The 21,904-nt window shown below is 59.4% G+C and carries 15 protein-coding genes; 4 read left to right on the top strand and 11 right to left on the bottom strand.

Features of this window, described 5'->3' with window-relative positions; all coding sequences use genetic code 11:
* Positions 1-148: 148 nt before the first annotated feature.
* The 4 genes from J3R75_RS11725 to J3R75_RS11710 all read right to left on the bottom strand — a co-directional run bounded on the left by J3R75_RS11725 (position 149) and on the right by J3R75_RS11710 (position 2,855).
* Positions 149-940 (bottom strand): sulfite exporter TauE/SafE family protein, encoded by a 792-nt coding sequence (locus tag J3R75_RS11725; RefSeq protein WP_307261749.1) that lies wholly within the window; start codon positions 938-940, stop codon positions 149-151.
* Complete coding sequence (locus J3R75_RS11720; RefSeq protein ID WP_307261747.1) at positions 937-1,341, bottom strand: rhodanese-like domain-containing protein; 405 nt, start codon at positions 1,339-1,341, stop codon at positions 937-939. The genes J3R75_RS11725 and J3R75_RS11720 overlap by 4 nt, the downstream gene beginning before the upstream one ends.
* Before the next feature lie 198 nt (positions 1,342-1,539).
* Positions 1,540-1,953 (bottom strand): PaaI family thioesterase, encoded by a 414-nt coding sequence (locus tag J3R75_RS11715; RefSeq protein ID WP_307261746.1) that lies wholly within the window; start codon positions 1,951-1,953, stop codon positions 1,540-1,542.
* A 44-nt stretch (positions 1,954-1,997) separates the two neighbouring features.
* Positions 1,998-2,855: an Mrp/NBP35 family ATP-binding protein gene (locus J3R75_RS11710; protein WP_307261745.1), complete on the bottom strand. Its 858-nt coding sequence runs from the start codon at positions 2,853-2,855 to the stop codon at positions 1,998-2,000.
* A 714-nt stretch (positions 2,856-3,569) separates the two neighbouring features.
* On the opposite strand from J3R75_RS11710, the gene J3R75_RS11705 reads away from it, so the two are divergent.
* Together J3R75_RS11705 and J3R75_RS11700 are read left to right on the top strand one after the other, a co-directional pair.
* Entirely contained in the window at positions 3,570-4,517 is a 948-nt protein-coding gene (locus J3R75_RS11705) for a radical SAM protein (RefSeq protein WP_307261743.1), read from the top strand.
* Positions 4,518-5,404: 887 nt separating this feature from the next.
* Positions 5,405-6,940: a DUF4159 domain-containing protein gene (locus tag J3R75_RS11700; RefSeq protein ID WP_307261742.1), complete on the top strand. Its 1,536-nt coding sequence runs from the start codon at positions 5,405-5,407 to the stop codon at positions 6,938-6,940.
* A 239-nt stretch (positions 6,941-7,179) separates the two neighbouring features.
* On the opposite strand, the gene J3R75_RS11695 is transcribed toward J3R75_RS11700, so the two are convergent.
* From J3R75_RS11695 to trxA, 4 genes are all read right to left on the bottom strand, one after another.
* Positions 7,180-10,269, bottom strand: coding sequence for an efflux RND transporter permease subunit (locus tag J3R75_RS11695; RefSeq protein ID WP_307261739.1), 3,090 nt, complete (start codon positions 10,267-10,269; stop codon positions 7,180-7,182).
* Between the two features lie 2 nt (positions 10,270-10,271).
* Positions 10,272-11,594 carry an efflux RND transporter periplasmic adaptor subunit gene (locus J3R75_RS11690; RefSeq protein WP_307261737.1) on the bottom strand — a complete coding sequence of 441 codons (1,323 nt, stop codon included), beginning with the start codon at positions 11,592-11,594 and terminating at the stop codon, positions 10,272-10,274.
* Between the two features lie 98 nt (positions 11,595-11,692).
* The gene (locus tag J3R75_RS11685) at positions 11,693-13,687 is read right to left on the bottom strand and encodes a TolC family protein (RefSeq protein WP_307261736.1); all 1,995 of its coding nucleotides are present in this window, start codon (positions 13,685-13,687) and stop codon (positions 11,693-11,695) included.
* A gap of 80 nt (positions 13,688-13,767) precedes the next feature.
* Positions 13,768-14,097: a thioredoxin gene (gene trxA, locus J3R75_RS11680; RefSeq protein ID WP_307261735.1), complete on the bottom strand. Its 330-nt coding sequence runs from the start codon at positions 14,095-14,097 to the stop codon at positions 13,768-13,770.
* A gap of 232 nt (positions 14,098-14,329) precedes the next feature.
* On the opposite strand from trxA, the gene J3R75_RS11675 reads away from it, so the two are divergent.
* Together J3R75_RS11675 and J3R75_RS11670 are read left to right on the top strand one after the other, a co-directional pair.
* Positions 14,330-15,760: a sigma-54 interaction domain-containing protein gene (locus tag J3R75_RS11675; protein ID WP_307261734.1), complete on the top strand. Its 1,431-nt coding sequence runs from the start codon at positions 14,330-14,332 to the stop codon at positions 15,758-15,760.
* Between the two features lie 137 nt (positions 15,761-15,897).
* Positions 15,898-18,372 carry a glycoside hydrolase family 10-like protein gene (locus J3R75_RS11670; protein ID WP_307261733.1) on the top strand — a complete coding sequence of 825 codons (2,475 nt, stop codon included), beginning with the start codon at positions 15,898-15,900 and terminating at the stop codon, positions 18,370-18,372.
* Here J3R75_RS11670 and J3R75_RS11665 read toward each other — a convergent pair.
* From J3R75_RS11665 to J3R75_RS11655, 3 genes are all read right to left on the bottom strand, one after another.
* Complete coding sequence (locus J3R75_RS11665) at positions 18,369-18,521, bottom strand: hypothetical protein (RefSeq protein WP_307261732.1); 153 nt, start codon at positions 18,519-18,521, stop codon at positions 18,369-18,371. The genes J3R75_RS11670 and J3R75_RS11665 overlap by 4 nt on opposite strands.
* A gap of 110 nt (positions 18,522-18,631) precedes the next feature.
* Positions 18,632-20,287 (bottom strand): IS1634 family transposase, encoded by a 1,656-nt coding sequence (locus tag J3R75_RS11660; protein WP_307259061.1) that lies wholly within the window; start codon positions 20,285-20,287, stop codon positions 18,632-18,634.
* A gap of 82 nt (positions 20,288-20,369) precedes the next feature.
* Positions 20,370-21,902: a S8 family peptidase gene (locus J3R75_RS11655; RefSeq protein ID WP_307261731.1), complete on the bottom strand. Its 1,533-nt coding sequence runs from the start codon at positions 21,900-21,902 to the stop codon at positions 20,370-20,372.
* Between the last annotated feature and the right edge of the window lie 2 nt (positions 21,903-21,904).

Here is a 21,904-nt window from a genome sequence, read left to right as displayed (position 1 = left end):
GAAAAGCCGTGATGATCATCAATCCCCCCCCCCGACGGCATACCATAGTCAGACCACCGGCAAAAAACCACGTGCGGGCCGTGGAAATTGTGAACACAGCGCCGGGCGACTCGCCAACCCACCGGTTGCAAGTCGCCACCGCCGCAGCCTATTTTCCCCAAAGAGCATTGAAGAACATGAAGAGAGCGGCGGCCAATGTCGTGTAGGCAAATATCTTTTTCAATTTGGCGGAATTGGTCTTTATGGCAAGTTTGCCACCGATGAGGCCGCCGACAACGGCGCACAGAGCTATCGGCAGCGCAGACGATGCGACAAAATGGCCTTGGGTCGCATGGCCGGCGAAGCCCATGATGGCCGTGGTGGCGACCATCGCCGAGGACGTCCCCACCGCAATGCGCATGGGCACGCCACAAAGAAGCACCATCAGTGGCACCTTGAATGACCCGCAGGATATCCCCACCGCACCAGCGGCCAGCCCCGCCAACGCGGTAATGGGTATGGTGTACCACAGGTTCACCACATAACTCTGGCCTTGAAACTCCCGCCGCCAATAGCCCAGCTTCTTTGCCGTCTGCAGCGGCCGGTCCTTGACTTTGACGAGCATGAGAAAACCAGCCAAGACCAGAAAACCCGCCAACACCAGTTTGAGGGACACATTGCTTGCATAGCTGGAAAAATAGCCACCGACAAAGGCCATGATGTCCGTCGGCGGGTCTATCACCAGCGCGAGCTTCCAGTCAACCGCCTTGTTCTTCTGAAAAATGATCGTGCCAGCGATCGCAGTAAGCATCAAAATGAACTGCGATGACGCCGCGGCCTGATGCATGACCTGGCCCGCCGCCACCAAAACCAGAACATAAAAATTGCCGCCGCCACGGCCCGTCATGGTCATCAGCACGGCAATGGCCATGACAACCAGACAGAGAATGACGATGTTCATGCGTCGCGCCTCGCTGTTGTAAGATGTTTGAGGAGTTTGCCCGGCTTAAGCTCATCAGCCATTTCAGCATACGCGCCTTCAATGATCCTCACCTGCTCAAGGCCATGCGCCTGCAAGTACAAATACACCATCGCCGAACGAGTGCCTGATGAACAGAATACGCCAACCAGTTTATCCTTGGGGATCTCTGACCAGCGATCAGGGATTTCATTGATCGGGATGTGCAAAACTGGCAGGTGATAGGACAAACCAAACGAAAGCGTCGCAACTTCCTCCGCTGAACGGACGTCCAGCATCAGCGCACTGGCTTGGCCGAGAAACGCACCCGGCTGGATTTTGTGCCTGCCACCACCAAAAAACTCCAAGTCCATCGCTTTCATCACCGAACTGTAGCCGTCCATGCGCAATCTCCTTCTTGCTTGTTACTGACCTAGGTACATTTGGCCGAATGTCCCCGCGTGAGGGCGAAAAAAAAACGCTGATACGATCATTGCCGATCAAATTATCCATGGCGGACTCCCGCCGCCCTTGGCCGGTGACTACGCCACAACGCCTTGAAAACAGCCCGGCTATACCCGGGGCAAATCTCCTCTGGCGTCCTATTCGTTGTCATGACTGCCGGCAAAGAACTTGCCATCGGCTTTGGCGACAACCCGATTTTCCTGCGTCACTTGGGCTGCCGTGAGGTAGAGGCGATTGTAGTTCTTTTTGATGACGGCCGATATTCGTGCGTCAATACCCGGTCGCAGTGGCCGGCGGAATTTAACCACCAGCTCTGTCGTCACCGCCACCACGCCAGCGGCGAGCAGGCAGTGCGTCATCGCCGCGTCAAGCAGGGTCGAAATAACCCCGCCATGGAGCATATCGTCGTAGCCCTGATAACGCGCGGCGCAAGAAAAAGTGGCCTCGACGGCGCCATCGTTGGTCGCCGTGAACCGCAGTCCGAGTCCACCCGGCGCGTCGCCACAGGCAAAACAATGCTGATGGACCTGATGGCCATGTCGCGGAGACATGGCCGCAGCCCGCTCATCCGCGTGATAACTGGAATCCACGAGCATCATTTCTGTTCCGAGCCACTGAGTATGCACGCAACAGCGGCAGCAAAAGCGTGGGCAGCCGCGCCGTCAGGCATGGAATCAACAAAGGGCGAGCCGCTATCACCGGAAATGACGACAGCGGGATCAAGGGGCACGCGGCCCAAAAATGGCACGGCCATTTCTTTGGCTAATGCTTCACCGCCGCCGGTCTTGAAAACATCAATCACCTTGCCGCAATGCGGACAGAGCATACCGCTCATGTTTTCAAGTATGCCCAGCACCGGCAAATCCAACATCTTGCAGAAAGAAACGCTTCGGCGCACATCAGCCACCGCCACATCCTGAGGCGTGGTCACCACCACCGCCGCCGCGCCTTTGCCCACCATCTGCGCCACCGACAGAGGCTCGTCGCCCGTCCCCGGCGGTGAATCAATGATCAGATAGTCCAGATATCCCCACACGACGTCCTTCAAAAACTGCCGGATCACATTGTACTTCATGGGCCCACGCCAAACCACGGCGTCATTCTTGCTCGCAAGCATAAAGGCTATTGACAGCACCTTGAGATTGGCAGTGTACGCCAAGGGCTCAATGCCGCCATCGGCAGCGATGCCCAACTGCTGGCCGTCCAATCCTAGTATCTTGGCCACACTGGGGCCGTGCAAATCCACATCCAGCAGACCGACTTGCTTTCCCGACTGCGCCAAAGCCATGGCCAAATTGACCGCTACCGTGCTCTTGCCCACGCCGCCTTTGCCTGACAACACCAGAATCTTCTGCCGAATATGCCCCATGCGCGCGTCCAACGCCTGCTGCTCGGCCTGCTTGTCCGCGCTCTGCTCGCCAGCGCCACAACTTGATTCCTTCTTGATACTCATGGAAAACCCTCTTTCTTTTCTCAATGGTCGAAGCGCAACACAGCTTGCCACAACTGGGCCACACTGATTACTGTATCTACTTCTACGTCAATCCAGGCAGGATTGTCAACACCCGTGCGACTTGACACTATCAGCATGAAGTATGCCATAGCCAACGGCTGACGATAGCACACCGCCATCACACCTCGGCTGACGCCACACAGGCTACACACCCATAATCCCCAAAAAGCCAGATCACCAGACAAACGATATAAATCAACAGCGATCCGCCTCTACACACGCCTACACAAACAAGCACGCACTGACCATTCCAGGCGTCAGAGAGCCAACTGGCAACACCTAGCGGCGGCGGCCACACAGATATAAAGAATGGCGCGGACACGACGATATGCCCCCGAGTTAACACGCATACAGCAAGACTGTCAGTTGGCAGCGGCGTATTATTCTCATGCTTTTTGCACTATTGCACCACTATCACCCATGCATTTTGCACGTTCACCAACGCCGTTTTTCATTTGCCCCCTCCCACGCTCTTCAAGGCAACTTGGCATGTACTCTGCTAATTCACTGGTAACAACGGGGTCTTAGGCACTCCAGACTAGCAGCGACGCGTATTCCCACGCTGCTGCGTAGCCATGCGGGCCATCGCGCCGCCGAGTCACAAACTCCGCACGGCAACCCCAACAGAACGGGCACAACCATGACGAGGGCCCTATGAGCAAAACGAGCTACCGTCACCTGTTCGGGCCGGTGCCCTCGCGACGATTCGGACGCTCGCTGGGCATCGACCTGACGCCATTCAAAACCTGCAGTTTCGACTGCATCTTCTGCCAACTCGGCCGCACAACGAACAAAACAGCCATCGCCACCGAGTACGTCCCCGCCCAAGAGGTACTGACGGAACTGGCCGACTGGCTGAAAAATGACACCGCGGCCGATTTTATCAGTCTGGCTGGCAGCGGCGAACCGACACTCAACAGCGCCTTTGGACAGATCATCGACGTCGTGCACCGCGAGTGCAAGATTCCCGTCGCCCTGCTGACCAACGGCACCCAGCTGATTCACGACGACGTCCGTCTGCAGGCCGCAAAGGCCGATGTCATCAAGCTCTCACTGAGCGCGTGGGACCAGCAGTCCCTCGACGTAATGAACCGCCCCGTGGACGGCGTGCAATTCTCCGAGCTGATCAAGGGCATGCAGGACCTGCGCCAAATCTGCAATAACCAGATATGGCTCGAGGTCTTCCTCGCCTGGGGCATCAATACCGCCCCCGACGATGTCCGCAAAATCGCCAAGCTGGCAGCGTCCATTGCGCCAGACAAGATTCAGCTCAACACGGCCGTGCGCCCGCCCTGTGAGGACTTTGCCCGGCCAGTGCCCAAAGAACAGCTGTTGCGCCTTGCCGAGCTCTTTGAGACCAAGGCGGACCCCATTGCCGAATTCAGTAGCGACCACTCCTCGCAGGTCCAGGCCACGGAAGCGGACGTCCTCGTCACCTTGCAACGCCGGCCCTGCACACTTGGTCAACTTTGCGCGGTATTCGGCCTCCATCGCAACGAAGCGTCAAAATACATCGGCAAGCTCCTGCGTACCGGCCAGATCGTCGAACAACGCAAGGACAGCGAATGGTATTACACGGGCGTCCATCAGGCAAAATCCTGACGCTCACCACGCTTATCCATAAAAGACATTCATGTCGCACGCAAATAGTAGGCCTGGTCGGCGCTGGGACCATGCCCTATGAATCGTGAGTCGTGAGTCCTCGCCCCAGCGCCGCCGCCAATTAGTCCCATCGTTCCCAGGCGTCCCCTGGGAACGGCTAGTACCAATGACTCCTATGAAACCGATGCTCTTCATTTAACGGTATCCATGGCACTTCTTGTTTCAACCAAGCAGCCTTTTCTCGTCGTGCATTTCCGCCGCGAAGCGGCAGAAGCGCTGAAAGCGCGAAACATAACAGCCCAGGGCAAGCGGCGCCGAAGGCGCGCGCCGCCCTGGGTAGCGCGCCATATTGGTCCGTGTTCCTCAGCCTCTTTGGCTTCAGTCGGCGCAGCTGACTGAAGCCAAAGAGGCAATGGAACTCATTGATTGCTGCGGCAATTTTGCGCTGTGACCCTTCGTCACAGGTCTTTTAGGCCGCCCCTTCAGGGCTCTTTTGGGATGGGGCACCTTACCCAGGGCGACGCGCCCTGCGCGCGCTTGCCCTGGGCTATCTTAGGGCGCACCTTTGGTGCTCAAAAACTCGGCGAATGATCTTGTGCATGGTTACCAATCAACTCATCGCCGGCGATTGCCGCCTGCTATGTGAAGAGCATTGCTCCTATGAAATCCGCTGCCTGGGTAGCCACCTATGTGTAATGGCTGGGCGGCGGCGGGCCGTGGGTTTCCTGCAAATTGTCCCCGGTGTTTTCCCTGCCGGGGTAGTTACTGACCGATTACGCGCTATTTTTTTTCGCAGCAGGTGCTACATTCATAATTACTTATTTGGTGCTCCATTGTGCGCAACAATCCAAGTCAAGGGCCTCCACGTAGTCCCGAAGGACCTCAAGATGAAAAAGCAACTGTTTACTGCCGTCTTGTTGGGAGCAATGATCGTCAACACCGCTTTCGTCCACGCTGACTTGATTGACGACATGGGCCTGGACAGCGAGGCCAGCCGCCTGGTCCGCGAACAGACGTACAAGCCGCGTGGCGTGCAGCAGCCGCCCGCGCAGCATTCCAGCGCGGAAGGGCTGCCGCCACTGCCATTGCCCGTCGTGCCCCTCCGCCGCACCGAAAAGAAAAATCCGCCACGGCCGCCCGTGCTCATTGCCAAACTGGCCAACGACGACCGCAATGACTGGGCGATTAGCCCCGAAGATGCCGACAAGCTGCTGAAGTTCCTCTCCAAAAACATGAAGGTGGACTTCAGCACCATGGAGCTCCACGAGAATAATATCCCAGAGGACGCCAGCCAAATCCCCGTGCTTTACCGCAGCGGCGTCAAGGCCTTCAGTTTCAGCGACACCCAGCGCCAGCGCCTGCGAAACTACCTTCTCAATGGCGGCACGCTCATCCTCAATGCCTACTGCGGACATCCGGACTTCGCCCGCTCGGCCCTGCAGGAAATGCAGAAGCTCATACCCGAACGGCCGCCCTATCGCCTGGCCGGCGACCACCCACTCTACCGCTCCTGCTACGACATCAAGGACATTCGCTACCGCCCCCTGGCCCACAAAACCGGCGCCAAAAACGGCATTCCCTCGGAAATCGGCATCGACATCAATACGCGTACGGCCGTGTTCTTCTTCCGCTACGACTTGAGCACCGCTTGGGACGGCCTGTCCTCCGATGCCATGCACATCATCGGCTACGAACCCGATACCGCGCAACAGATCGGCGCCAATCTCATGGCCTACGTCACCGCCGAACGCAGCGCCGGCGTGCCCCTCAGCCAGGCACTGCTCTTCCAGGACGCGGACCAGGGCCGCTCCGGCAAACTCAGCGTCGCCCAGGCACAATACCAGGGCCTCTGGCAGGCGCGCGACAACAGCCTGCCCATGCTCCTCAATGTCTTCCACCAGCAGACCAAGACGCCGGTGCAATTCGCACAGAACGCCATTGAGCTGAGCTCCTCTCGCATCTACGAGCATCCACTGGTGTACCTGACCGGCACCCAAGCCTTTGAGCTCAGCGAGGCCGAATGCACCAACCTCCGCAGCTACCTGCAACGGGGCGGCACGCTGTTCATCGAAGCCGCCTGCGGCCGCCAGAGTTTCAACGACGCGATTCGTCGCAATCTCGCCGCGATTCTCCCCGGCACCGACCTGGCGCCACTGCCCGAAAACCACCTCATCTTCCAATATCCCCACCGGCTTTCGCGAGTCCGCCCGCGGCCGGCGCTGGCCCAGCTCCTTGACGTCAGCGGTACGATGAAACCCGTGCTTATGGGCGCCAACGTCAATGGCCGCCTGGCCGTCATCTACTCGCCCTACGATCTTTCCAGCGGCTGGGCGCTCGCTGCGGCGCCCTACGACTACGGCATCGTCCAGGAAGACGCCCTGGCCCTCGGCGTGAACGTGCTCTCCTACGCACTCATGCAGTAAGCCACAACAGCGGCGCTTTACCTAACGCGGCACGCGCTTTCAGCGCCGCCTGGCTTGGCTAGCGCCTCCCCCCAAAAAAAGACGGTTCCTAACAGCTCCTTATGAGGATGCGACATCGCAAGCTCCATGTCCCATATGGCCTTGCAGCAATCAGCCTCAAACAACAAGGAACGGGCCCCGGGTAGAATCTGCCCGGGGCCCGTTCTTTAGCTCTTGCCGTTACTGTAGCGGCGACGCGTTTATGCCCCAGCCGGCTCCAGACTATCCCGCCGTTTGACCAGCACGTATGCCGCTGGCAAGAATAGCAGGGTCAGCCCCAACGAATACAGCAGGCCGCCAATTACGGCAAGAGCCATATTGACGAGCATATCGCCGCCCTCGCCGAGATTCATGGCCAGGGGCAGCAACCCCAGAACCGTGGTAAGCTGGGTCATGAAAATAGCCCTAATACGCATCGGCGTGGCCTGCTTAATGGCATCCATGGCGCTCATGCCGCGCCGACGGTGCTCTTCAGCCAAATCCAGCAGCACCACCCCCTGCGAGGTAATGCCGCCCATCATGACCAGCACACCAATCTGCACCGGCACACCAATAGGCGCAGCAAAGGCCGCCAGAAGCACAAACACACCCGTGAGGGTCAATGGCACATTGAGCATAATCAGCAAGGGCATGAGAAATGACTCAAACTGAATAGCCAGAATCACGTAAGCAAATAGGCTCGCAAAACCCAAAATCAGCCCCATCACCCGCCGACTCTCGGCCATGAAACGAGCCTCACTGCCCATGGATATCTCCAAGCCCGCTGGCGGATTGAGCTCATACGCGGCCTGCTCGGCACGGGCAAGCGCTTCACCAACGCTCACGCCAGCCGCATCCGCACGGACAATCACCCGCATAACCTGATTCTCGCGGTTAATCTCCACTGGCCCGACAGCCCGCTGCACGGTCGCAATGTCCCGCAAATAGACCGGCTCGCCATTACGCGTGTCAATGATGAGATTCTCCAAGTCGCGCTTACTCGCCATATCGACTTCCGGCACCATCACCCGTATGGGATAATACTCAGCGCCATCGCGGTACTGCGTCCCAACCATGCCCTGAACCAAAGTCCGCATCACCATCGCTACGCGATTCACGGAAATGCCCATGGCCGACGCGCGAGCACGATCAATGTGTATCCGAAACTCCGGCTTGGTCATATCCATGGAGATGTTCACGCCCGACAAACCCGCTGTCTGCCGCATGCGTGCAGCCAGCGCCTCGGAAAACTCGTAGAGCTGCATGCCGTCCGTCCCTTTGACATAGACTTCGACGTCCTGCTCGCCGACTTTGCGCAGACCCTTAATAGGCCGGGCTTTCACCGGCATCTTCGCACCGGGTTCGTCCCGCTGAATCTCCGTGATCCATGGCCGTATTTTGGCGATGAAGTCCGTCGTGCTGATACTACGTTCGCTCCGCGGCACCAGCTGTATGTCGATATTGCCTTCATTGCCCACTTCGAGCGTGTAAAGGCCGAAAACCCGCCCACCGGAAAGTCGGAACGTACTGGCAATTTCGGGCGAGCCCGCAAGGCGCTGTTCAACACGATCGAGGATGCGGTCCACTTCGCTAATGGATGTGCCGCTGGGCATCATCAGTTTCACCATCAGCCGGCCGTCGTCCAACTTGGGCAAAAATTCGCTACCCGCGCGCTTGGCCATAACCAGGCCAAACACAAACAACAGCAAAGCCACGATTACGACCAGCCACCGTGCATGGAGGCACATATCCAAGACGTGGCGATAAATGCCGATGAAACCCTCTATACCATGATCAAAAACCCGCGCCGGCCCGGATATGCCCTTACCGTTGTCCCGGCGAAGCAGCCGGTCTGCCAACAAAGGCGTGAGCGTGAGTGATACCACCAGCGATATGGCCACCACACCGGCAACCACCAACACGAGTTCTTTGAACAGAATCGACGCCATGCCCGGCACAAACACAAACGGCAAAAAGATCGCCAGGAAGGTCAGCGTCGCCGTGAGTACCGCCGATGCGACCTCAGCCGTGCCACGCTCCGCGTAGTCCTTCGTGCCCTCGGCACGAAGACGTGACACATTCTCCAAGACCACAATCGAATTGTCCAAAATCACCCCGAGGGCCACCACCAGACCACCCAGCGAAAAGACGTTGATGGAAAAACCCGCCGCCTTCATCAAGGCAAAGTTGGCCAACAGGGTCACCGGTAAAGCCACCATCATCACCAGCACTTGCTGCCAACGGCCGAGGAATAGATAAACAACAATGATGACCAATAGGGCCGCAAGCAAGGCCGAGCTCTCCACGCTGCTAATCGCGCCAGTCACGTAACTGCTCTCGTCCTCCACATAACCAAAAGATACGCCGTCAGGGATGTCGCCACTGGCAACCAAGCCGTCCAGCCGCGCTTTGACGCCGTCAGCCACTGTCACCGCATTGGCCGCATACTGCTTCAGAACCTTCAATTCAATACAGGGCTGGCCATTGTAATGCGTGTAGACGCGCATCTCACTATGCGAATCCTCGACATTCGCCACATCCCGCAGGTAAATCTCCTCCCCCTGGGCATCCCGCGCCACCACCACGTCGCGAATCTCGTCCAAATCCTCAAATTCACCCATGGTCCGCGCAATAATTTCGTGCGGCTCGATCGTCACTCGGCCAGCGAAAGTCTCCAGATTTTCTTCGTAGAGGGCCTTGGCCACCTGCGCTGGCGACAGTGCATAGGCCTGCAGCCGATCGGCGTCCAAATGCACCCGTATTTCCCGCTCCATGCCGCCGACGATTTCGGCGCCGGCCGATCCCGGCACCGTCGCCAGGCGGTCTTTGAGCCAGTTGTCGGCCCATTCCCGCAACCACACCAAATCGTGCTTCTCGGACGTGAGCATCACTTCGATTACCGGCAGCTGCGACGGGTCGGCCTTGATGACCAACGGCGGATCAATGTCTTTCGGCAATTTCTTGCTGACCCGCCCCATGGCCGCCACCACGTCCTGAAACGCCACTTCCACATCCACGCCGTAAAAAAAGTTGATGAGCAGCGTGTACATGCCTTCGATGCTCGACGACTCGATGTAATCGAGGTTGTCAATCGTCGCAATGACTTCCTCCATCGGATCAGCGATATTGGTTTCTATGTCGTCGGCCGTCGCCCCGCGCCACCATACGTGGATTTTCACCATCGGGTAGGAAATATTCGGCAGATAGTTCACATCCAGCCGGGTGAGGCTGAATGCCCCCGTCGCCAGAAGCGCGACGACCAGAACCGTCACGGCTACTGGACGCGTTATTGCTAGTTTGGTGATATTCATACTCACTGCCCTCCGTCCTTCTGGCCCGCCTCAGCAGCCGGCACCGACGCCGCATCGCCCGCGGCATGGGCAGCCGTTACGTCCTTGCCCAGCGTTACCGCCGCACCGTCTTTCAGATTGAGATTGCCTGCCACAACGACATCTTCGCCGGCTTGGACGCCCTCAACGACCTGCACCCGCTTGCTGTCCTCTATGCCCAGCTGCACGACGCGCCGTTCAGCCTTGCCATCTTTGACAACAAAGACAAGCTTCTCGCCCCGAGGCGTCGCGACCACCGCCTGCGCTGGCACAACCACCGCACTGTCAAAACGCCGCCCGCGCAGACTCACCCGCGCGAACATCCGCGGAATCAGGCGCACCTTGTCGTCCAGGCTTAATTCCACCAGGCGCGTCCGCGAACTGCCTTCCAGACGCGGATAAATGCGAGCGACCCGCGCCGCGAAGGTCTTGCCCGGATAGGCATCCAAGGACACATCGGCGCCCGCACCCAGCTGCAGTTCCATGACACTCACTTCCGGCAGGCCCGCGCGCACCACCAGACTGGCCTCCGACATCATTTTCAGGAGGGGCTGCCGGGGCTTGGCCAAATCGCCCTGACGCACATAGACCTCGGTGATCACGCCGGCAAAAGGCGCGGCAATGCTGCATTCATCCAACTGCGCCTGGGCCATATCACGGCGCGCCGACGCCTCAGCGACTGCGGCCTTGGCAATGGCCACTTCCGTCTTGGTCGGCCCGGCCGCGAGCATCGCCAGCTTTTCTTTGGCCGATTCATGCTGCGTGTGGCATTTGCTGTAATCGACGCGGGCTTTCTCGGCGGCTTCCGCCGGCAACGACCCGCTGGTCACTAGATTCTGGACGCGATCGAAATCCGCTTTGGCAAACGCCGTACAATCCGCGAGATGCTTGACTGTCTCACGAGCCTGGGCGATCTCCTCGGGCCGAGCGCCAGCCAACAAGTCGTCCAGCTTGGCCTGCGCAACCGCTAGCACCGCCTCTGCCGCTGCCAATTCCTGGCGGTAGAGGGGCCGCTCAATCACAATGAGCTTCTCTCCAGCCGTGTCCACGATGTCGCCCTCGCGCCATGGACAAAACGATATGGGCCCCTCGACGGTCGATTCCAACACAACGGTGTTGGTAGCGATAACATCACCCGTCGTCTGCAGGCGTTCCACCATGATCTCCAGGCGCGCCTTTTCCACATCCACCCGCACGGTGGGCTTGCTCTTCGTCATCTCGGTCTTGGCCTGGCCACATGCGGCTAGGACTACGGCCATACCAGCACTGAGCAGCGCCGGACACACACGATTGATTATGCGATGCATGTTCACTGTCGTTCTCCTTCTTTTTATCTCGTAATAATTCTCTTCTGCAAGCGCCGCGAGAAATGACCCACAGCTGCGCCTCCGCGACTACCCGGCGCTTAGTGAGCCGCGGCGCCCGCGTCTTCACGCGGAGCATCGTCGTAGCGCCCCGACACCAAGGTGAGGCGAGCCAGGGCGGTATTCCAATCTGCCAGAGCCGCATAGCAGCTCGTTTGCAGCGACAACAGCGCCGACTGGGCATCAAGCACGTCCGTAATGGACCCCTTCCCCTGCTTGTACTTCTCCTGCTCAATACGCAATGACTCACCGGCCTGCTGTACGGACTTACTCGTCACGTCATAACGCGCATGGGTAGAATGAATGTCCGCGAGAGCGCTCTGCAACTCGACCTGTATACGCAAACGACTTTCCCGCAGCGACTCCTCGGCCGCAAGCAGCAGGGCCTGTTCACGCGCTATCGCAGCAGAAATGCCACCGCCACTGAACAACGGCATGCTGACTACGACGCCAAGCTCGCCCACCTCGTTGGCCTCGCTGTCCTCCATGTCCCAGCTGTTGCCATAGCTCGCCCGAAAAGACAGATCAGGATAACGCCGCGCCCGCGCTGCACGCACCTGTTGCCGCTGGGCCTCTACGCGCGCCAACAACGCCTGGTAATCAGCCCGGCTGGCCAGCGCGTCCTGCAACAAAAAATCGGCGTCGCTAACGACATCACTACGCGCAGACAGCTGGCCATTGACGTGGAAGTTGTCACAGCCGCCCTCGATGCCCAACAATGCCGCCATCGCCATGCATTGCACGTCTTGGCGATATGTTTCGCGCAGCAGCTGTTGTTCCAGATCGGCCAGCCGCACCTCGGTGCGCAGCACATCGACCTGCGCGGCCTTGCGCGCCGCCAGCATGTCCGTCATGACCTGCCGATGCCGTTCAAGAACGCCGCGGGCAAACTCCAGCGAACCAATGTGCTCGCGCTGACGCAAAATCGCGTAGTAGAGACTCGATACGTTGAAGACCAACTCCGCACGACTATGCGCAAACTGCCGGCGCATGGCCTGGCTGGTCAGCTCTGCCGCCAGCACGCTGCTGCGTAAACGACCCCCAGTGTACAACGGTAACTGCATGACCAGCTGCGCCGACGCCAACTCGTCACTAAACGCCAAAACACTCGCGTCGCCTTCACGACGGGGACTGATCATCCGGTCTTCACGATAAAAACTCGCGCCGGCCTGCGCCGCAAGCTGCGGCAAGCGCGCGGCTTTAACAACGTCATGCGCAGACTCAGCACCCCGCACCTGCCACGATTCACGGGATAGCCCCGGATTGTTCGCCAAGGCCATGGCAATACATTGTGACAAGTCCAGTCCACCAGCGCCGTCTTCGCCATCGCCAACGATCATTACTGCCGTCTCCCCCCCTGCCACCCCCGTCGTCACCGACGCATTGGGAGTCATCATGTCCAAGGGCAACGCACAGACGTCATGCCGTGGCACCTCGCCGCGGTTCTTCACCGTCGCACTGGCTTGCCGACGAGCGACACTAACGGCGTCCTCCGCACTGTCAGAAACAAATTCCGTGCTGATAAAACGGCGAACGATGGCCTTGGCCTCTTCCACCGTCACCGTCGACTGCCCCAAGCAAAGCACATTGGCGCCGTTGGCGCGGCGGGACATCTCCGCCGGCTGGTCGCTTTCGCAAGCAAAGGCGATGACGCCCTTGAATTTGCTCACACCAGTCAATGCGCTGCAGCCAAAATTACAGAATACCACGCCAAATTCCGCCCGGCCGGCATAGAGTTCGTGGGCCACGGCTTCGCCAATCGCCGTGTAGCTCACAGTATCATCGGCACGATGACAGCCCTTGTCAATCACCTCGTGGCCCGCCGCAAGCAAATCCTGCTCAACGGCTTCCTTCAACGCAAAGGCCTTCGCCACCGAACCAATGGCTATCACGCGCTTTACCGATGGCGCCGAACCCGCCGTCGCCGACGCGCCCATCGCCACACCAGCCAGGCCCACAACCATGGCCAACGCCGTGGCCAGACCCATGCGCCATGCCCGCCAACGCGGCTGCCTTATTTCATGTCCGTTCTTCATTCTTTTATGTCCTTTCTTCTGCTTTCAACTGCAGGAATCCACGGGGGAATCCGCGTAATAGCAGTCGCGTGGCAGTCGCGTCATGCCCGCCCAGAAGCGTCTGCCACCGCCTTGATCAGCACTGCGGCCTGCTGCACGCCGGTCATCACCTTGACGACCTTGCCGTCCTTCAGCAACACCAGCGTGGGAATGGCTTGAATACCAAAGCTGGTGGCCGTCCGCGGCGCCTCATCAACATTCACTTTATAGATCCGCGCCGCCGCGCCAAGCTGCTGGGCGACACTCTCCAAAATCGGACCTTGCATGCGACAGGGACCACACCACGGCGCCCAAAAATCCACCAATACCACACCCGCACTCACAGCGGCCTGAAAACTACGGTCATTCAATTCCTGGATGTGCTCTGACATTGTCCACCTCGTGCTTTCGTTGTGATTCTTTTGTGCAACCCGTCTTGGCTATGTGCCAACTACGATCGCTCTATATCAGCTTCCATGCCAAAACGATTGATCGTTGGTAACAAGCTGCCAAAACGAAACTTGTGGCTTGCATAGTGACAAAGGTCCTTTTACGGGCTATGTTGCATGCAACAGAATCCACTGCAACATCTGCAACACACCTGCAACACCAGGTCCCACACCCATGAACAGATGCCCCGACTCCCTGACCGACCTCGACTGGCTTTCCGCTGACATCCTCCTCAGAACCATCCCCGACGGCGTTATGGTCGTGGACGCACGTGGCCACATCCGCGCTTGGAACCGCATGATGGAACGACTCACCGGCCTCACCCACGACCGCGTTTGCGGCAAACCCTGCAACATCCTCCACTGCAATCAGTGCGGCGACCCACGCAAACTCCCCGACGAGTGCCCAATGCTTCGCGGCGAACTCGATGAACGCAGCATCGAATGTGAAATCCGCAGCGCCGACGGCAGCTTCCTGCCCGTGCTCCGCAATGTCGGCGTCATCCGCGACCAACACGGCACTATCAAAGGCCTCGTTGAGTGCTTTACGGACTTGCGCAAGGTCAAACGCCTGGAACAGCAACTCAGCGTCCTCGGCGAAAAAGAACTCCTCCACGAGCCACCACCTGGGCTGACCGGCAGAAGTAGCGCCATGCAGGACGTCTATCGCAGCATTCACCTGGCTGCGGCATCCGATGCGACCGTGCTACTGCATGGCGAAACGGGCACGGGCAAGGAACGCGTCGCTGAAGCCATCCACCACGCGAGCGCCCGGCGTGACCAGCCATTGGTCCGCGTCAACTGTTCAGCGCTCTCCGAAACACTCCTGGAGAGCGAACTCTTCGGCCATGTCAAGGGCGCTTTCACCGGCGCAGTGCAGGACAAACCCGGCCGTTTTGAACTTGCCAATGGCGGCACCATCTTCCTCGACGAAATTGGCGACATCAGCCTCCTCAGCCAACTCAAACTCCTCCGCGTACTGCAAGAACGCACGTTCGAACGGGTCGGTGATTCCAAACCGCACCATGTTGACATTCGCGTCATCTGCGCGACCCACCGCGATCTGCATCAGATGGTACTTGACGGTCAATTTCGTGAAGACCTCTATTACCGCATCAGGGTCTTCCCCATTCTGTTGCCGTCACTGCGCGAACGCAAGGGCGACTTGCCCCTGCTCGTAACGCACTTCATTGAGCACTTCAATCGCATCACTGGCCGCACTATCGCCGGCGTGGACAACGAGGCCCTGCATTGCCTGATGGACTACTGCTGGCCAGGCAATGTCCGCGAACTGGAAAATGCCATCGAACACGCCTTCGTTACTTGCCGAGACAAGCTCATCGGGCTCTTCGATCTGCCCATGGAATTACGCATGGTCGAACTAAGACACGCCTATTGTCCCGATAAGCAGCGCCTCGCCAAAACCACCAACAACGCTGCCGACCACCCACGCCTGGATGACGCCAAAAGCAACGCCATGCCTGACAGCCCGGAAGCCTTCAAGGCGCTGCTCGCCGAATGCGGCGGCAATCGCAGTAAACTGGCCCGGCGTCTCGGCGTCGACCGCACGACCATCTGGCGACGCATGAAACAGCTGGGGCTGTAAGTTTTCAACAACGGAAGGGCGCAAGCGCGAATCCGTGCCATATACTATGTTTCACCCGTATGTTCATCCCGTGATGTTCCTAGTTTCTGGCCTTTCCGGCCACAACCCAGCGTCCCACACACCCATCGGAGGCCTTCATGATCAGCAAAGTCCTGTCCTTGCTTATGTTCAGCGTCTGCGTCGCCGCCATCGCCCAGCAAGCGCCAGCGCCATTCCCGCCGCCGCCGGCAATGCCCGCTGATATGCGCGCCATCTTACCCAGCGATGCGTCGTCCGAGGCCCTAGCCGCGCTCTTCGCGCCCATGGAGGGTTCGCTGCCGGTCTTCTGGCAGGCCGGCCCCGCAGGGCACGCCGGCTACGCACGCCTGCCCATCAATTTGGCCGGCACGACGCACTCGCGCGCCAGCTGGGACATCGCCGTCAAACTCGACCTGGCCAGCGCCCGCGGCATCCAGTTCGATGTCTTCTGCCGCGACGTCGCGCCCATCGATAGCATGCGCATCTATTTCCGCAGCGGCGATGGCTGGTACGCCACCAGCTTCGATACCCAGTACACGGACCAATGGAACCGCGTCGTCATCGACAAGGCCAAAACCGGCATCGAAGGCAGCCCCGCCGGCTGGGAACACATTGACGCCATCCGCATCTCGTTCTGGCGCGGCGACAACCAAGACAGCGTCGCAGCCATCGCCAATCTGGCGATCGTCGGCAGCAATCCAGACATCATCGTCGTACGCGCCGAATCGAACATCCATGCTAACAATCCCGAGTCAAAGGGCTACAGCAGCTACGCGGCGTCCTTCAGCAGCACCGTGGACGCACTGAACATCGCCTGCGCTACGTTGTCCGACCTCGATCTCAACGCCGCCATGCTGGAGACCCCCAGCATCGTCGTGCTGCCCTACAATCCGCGCATGCCCGACGACGCGCTGGCGCTCCTGCAGCAGTATGCGGCCCGCGGCGGCAAAATCATCGCCTGCTACTCGCTGGCTCCCGGCATCGCCGAACTGCTCGGCATCACAGACAGTAGCTGGCAGCGCGCCGAAGCAGCCGGTGGTTACATGGGCTTCCAGGCTACGCCGGCGCGACTGCCCGGCCAACCGGATTTCGCCCCACAGACCTCGCCCCACAGCAACATCGTCAAGGCCATGACCGCCGGCCAAATCATCGCAACCTGGCGCAACACCGACGGCAGCGACAGCGGCCAGCCAGCCGTGGTCGTCACCCCCAACGGCGCCTTCGTCGGCCATGTCTGGAACAACCCACAGGAAAACAGCAAGCGGCAATTCCTTATGGCCGTCATCGGCCACCTCGCGCCCAAACTGTGGGAACAAGCCGCACGCGCCGAATTCGCGCGCATCGGCGTCATCGGCCGCCATCACGATTTCGCCGCCCTCTCAGCCGCCATGCCGGCAAATGCCAACGCCGCCGCCAAAGCCGACTTGGCCGCCGCCAACACTCTCCGCCAACAGGCCCTGGACGCCCTCGCCGCCGGCAACTGGCAGGACGGCATCGCCTTGAGCAGCCAGGCCAGTGACCGCGCCCTCGCCGCGTGGTGCCGCATCCAGCCCAGCCAGGCTGACGACTTCCGCGGCTTCTGGTGCCACAGCGCCTTCGGATTGCCCGGCAAAACTTGGGACGAAGCCATCAAATTCCTGGCCGACCACGGCTTCAACGCCATCGCGCCGAATATGCTCTGGGGCGCGACCAGCTTCTACCCCAGTAAAGTCCTCACGCCGGACAAGAGCGTCGCCACCAGCGGCGACCAAGTCGCCCAATGCCTCAGCGCCTGCGCTAAATACGGCGTCAAATGCCACGTCTGGAAAGTCAACTGGAACTGCGGGTCACGCGCCAGCAAAGAAGTCATCGACGCCCTTGTCGCACAAAAACGCACTCAGAAGAGCTACGACGGCACGGAAAATCCTCGCTGGCTCTGCCCGTCAAACCCCATCAACCAACAGCAGGAAATCGACGCGATGGTCGAGCTGGTCCGCAACTACCCCACACTCGACGGCATCCACTTCGACTACATCCGCTACCCCGGACAAGATGGCTGTTTCTGCGATGGCTGTCGCGAGCGCTTCCAACAACGCATCGGCACCGTCGTCGACAACTGGCCGCAGGACCTGCGCAGCAATGACGACCTGCGCGCGCAATGGCTGCAATTCCGCCGCGACGCCATCAACACGGTGGTCCAGCAAGTCCACGCACAGGCTAAAAAGGTCCGCCCGAATATCCAAATCTCCGCAGCGGTCTTCAGCAACTGGCCAACGTGCCGTGATGACATCGGCCAGGACTGGTCCATGTGGTGCGAACGCGACTGGCTGGATTTCGTCTGCCCAATGAATTACCGTGACAGCAATCTCGAATTCCAGAACCTCTGCCGACGCCAGTCTGCCTGGGCGCATAAGGTACCGCTATACCCCGGCATCGGCATGAGTTGCTGGAAAACGCCCGGCGACGCAGTCAAATTCTCCGAGCAGATCGCCGTTGTGCGCCAAGCTGGCCTCCGCGGCTTCATGGTCTTCGATTACGACCGTAACGCCTTGGGCTGCCTGCCAATGCTCAGCCTCGGCGCCACGTCGTGGCCCGTACCCGCGCCCAAGCGCTAATCGCCAGCGGTGTCCGCTGGCTCGGGCATGGCAATGACCGAGCGCCGAGTCTCATTGCCGGGCTTGCTGTCCTCGACGCCGGGGGTACTCACGATGCTTTCGAGAATCAGCGCCTGGCCGCCCTGAATGACCTCCAGGTCCACGGACACGACATCGCTTACGACCTGTCCCGGCTGGACATCCGTGAAGGTAAACGGAAGTTTGAGGGCCTCGCCGTGATTTCCTGCGTGGGTCGGGGAAATTTCAGCGAAATTTCGCTCTACCCACGTAGGAAACTTTTGCTGATGGCGGATGCGCTCAATCCGGCCAGCTTGAGTAGCTGCCGGCATTGAGCCTCCGGCTGGCTCAACTGCTCATGGACTTCGTCTCCCAACTTGATTTTCCCTATTTGCAGCTCGCCCAGCTTGCTCCAGGCCGTTTGCAATGAAACACGCAGGTCTCCTTGCGGCTCCGTGAATTCCGCCAGTTTGTGGCGGGCCTTCCAGATGATCATGTATGCCAGCATGCAGACAAAAATGTGCGCCTTGACCCGCTCCGGATTCCACAGACGAATGGGGCGCATGAAGATATCCGTCGTCTTCATGGTTCGAAAGGTCTGTTCCACTTGCTGAAGTCCACGGTATTCATCCCGTGTCTGCTCGGCGCTTATGTCCAGGATATCGGTGGTAAACACATAGAAGCCGTCCATGGCGCGGTAGGACTCAATGAGTTCGTCCTTGCGGCGATAGCTGAAACGTCCTTCGCCATAGTCGACATCGAAGAAGCGCGCGCATTTCCATTTGTCGAACTTGGAGAACAACCTTTTGGCGATGAGTTTTTCCTGACGCAGACGCCCTTTTTGCACACTGGCTTCAATACCTTTGAGGACGGCCTCCGTTTTTTCGAGCATTCTATCGCGGTCGGCGCAGTTGCGTTCCTCCAACTCGGGGTTGTAGGATAGCACATAGTTGATTCCGTCATGCGACACTTGCACCAGCCTGGTGCGGTCAAACAAAGACAGCTGCAACGGGTGATCGTCATCCTCGACAAAGCGGGTGAACTCGTCGCGACTCAAGGCCGTGATGTACTTGATTTTCTCATATTCCCTGGCAGTCAGGTCGTTGCGTCTCGCCCGCGTCAGCATGCCCCGATCTCCAATGAAGACCATTTCCTCGATCCCGAACTTTTTCCTCATCGAGTCAATTCTGTCCATGACGGTGCTTTGGTCGCTGGTGTTTCCTTCGAAGACCTCCACACTTACGGGACAGCCAGCCTGGTCGGTGAGCATGCCGATGACGATTTGCTTCTTGCCTTGCTTGTGATCACGATTGTAGCCGAAAGCCTCCAGCGGGCACGCATTGCCCTCAAAATAACTGCTGGTGATGTCGTACAGGAACATGCGCGATTGGTTCGGATGATTCCGTTTGAACAGATAGTGTTCGATGGTATCCTGGCAGGGAAACAAATGATCCAGAGCATAATACATCTGCTCCAGCTTGATATCCTCGTCGTCCAAACCGCATACCCGGGACAGACCGCTGCCTGGCAGGTTTTCAAACAGCGACTTCCGGGAATGCGGAAAGGCCTCCACGACTCGATCAAGGATCAAGGCGAGAACCACTTTTCGATCCCGTTCGGGCAGGCAAGCCAGCGCGTCAAGGATGCCTAGTTCATCAGCAAAGTGATGCGCCACGGCCTCCGCGCCAAGCGGAATGGCCGACAAAAACTCGACCTTGAGATTGGTGTCACTGGATTCGCCATTTGACGAAAGAGAGTTGCTGATGGCCTTGACCGCTTCGGGAGGAAGCCCAGCCAAACTGGCCACACGCTTGAAGGTAGGCGTGCCCTTCGCTGTCCGGTAGCTGTACCCGATCCAAGAATAATGGTAGATTTTCCCGTGCTGCGTCTTCTTGAATTGCTGAACCCGGTATTTCATAGTCTGCCCCATTTTAACTAGCCTACAATACTTAAGTACAGATAGAAAATAATATAACACAAATTTTTGTCAAGTATCTAGACTACATTTCGAGCAAAAAAAAGAAAATTAGGCACGATTGTGTTGAAAACCCCTCAAACTTCCGGGTAAAGACCGTCTCGCGGCCAGCAAGCACCACGGTCAGCAGCAGTTGCGGCAACGGCTCGGTGCCGCGGTTCTGCGCCGATATCTGTATCGGCAGAAAACCCGCCGTGGCATCCGCATACAACGCGGCATGACCGGCTGCAGCAGCGTCATAGATACCCGGCTGATCGCGCTCGACGACGCGGTCGTAGGCGAGCACGCCTTCGCCATATAGCGGGTCCGCGCCAGCCGCGCCATTGTCGTTGCTATACGCCAACAACAGCGCCATGGCGTCCTGCGCGGACAAAGCGGGCTCATCCGCCAACACGCAAGCCAGGGCGCCACTGACGCAGGGCACCGCCGCCGAAGTGCCCGAAAAGGCCTCATTGCCAACGCCATCACTTCCCGCCACATCGATGCCGACGCCCGGCGCAGCAATGTCCACGGCATCGCCGCTATTGGAAAAGCCAGCGTGAGTCCAGCGCGCATCCACGGCGGCCACGGCGACCACCTGCTCGTAAGCCGCCGGGTAGGTGACTTGCGCCAGGCCGTCATTGCCCGTCGCCGCAATCAACACCACGCCATGCTCGCTGGCGTAGGCCACGGCCGCACGCAGTGCCGCGCTGTCGTCGTAGGTCCCGAGGCTCATGGAGATGACCTCAGCACCGGCAGCTACCGCCGCAAAGATCGCCTCCGCGACCTGAAAAGCGCTGCCGACGCCCTCGCCAGACATCACCGGAAGCGATATCAGCGATGCCGCCGAGGCAATGCCCGCAAGCTCGGCCGTCTGACCGATCAGCAGCGAGGCCACGGCCGTGCCGTGCCCCGCATAGGCGCCGTCGACACCGAGCTCAAAAAGGTCGTAACTGCTGATGTTGGCGCCGTCGAGACTGGCATGCGCCAGCAAGGGCGTGTCCAGCAGGGCAATGAGCACGCCATCGCCACGATCGCTACGTTCGCGGTCGATGTTCATCGCCAGCAGCAGCTTGTCCCGAAAGGGCACGCCGGCGTAGCCCGTCCAGCCAGTGACATTCTGCTCCGGCAACCACACCACGCGGTCTTCCTCCGCGCGGATTCCATCCGGCAGCTGCGCCAGTAAACGCGCCAGGGCATCGGCTTCGCCGCCCACGCGCAGCATCCGCAATGCCTCTATGCTGCCGAGCTCCCGCAGGCCGGCGGCTACCAGGGCGCGGCGCAATGCCGCAAGGGCCGCCGCATCACGGGCGACAAGCACATAGCTGCCATTGCCGGCAACGCGAGCAATGCGGCTACGGGCAACGCCGGTGCCCGCGTCCCGCAGGACCGGCATAGTGCCCGGCGCGACGGGTGCGACGACGCCAACGCGCGCGGCTTCCTGCTGGGCGCCGCGCGCATCATCCGCACGCGAAGCGTCCTGCCGCTCGGCGCGGCGATGTAGCCAGAAAATAGCCAGGAGCATCGCGACGCTGAGCGCCCACAAGGCCCGTATTCGTTGCTGCTCCCGCGTCGTCATTG

This window comes from Oligosphaera ethanolica (assembly GCF_030814695.1).
Lineage (GTDB): Bacteria > Verrucomicrobiota > Lentisphaeria > Oligosphaerales > Oligosphaeraceae > Oligosphaera > Oligosphaera ethanolica.
This window is presented reverse-complemented; position numbering and strand designations above follow the sequence as displayed.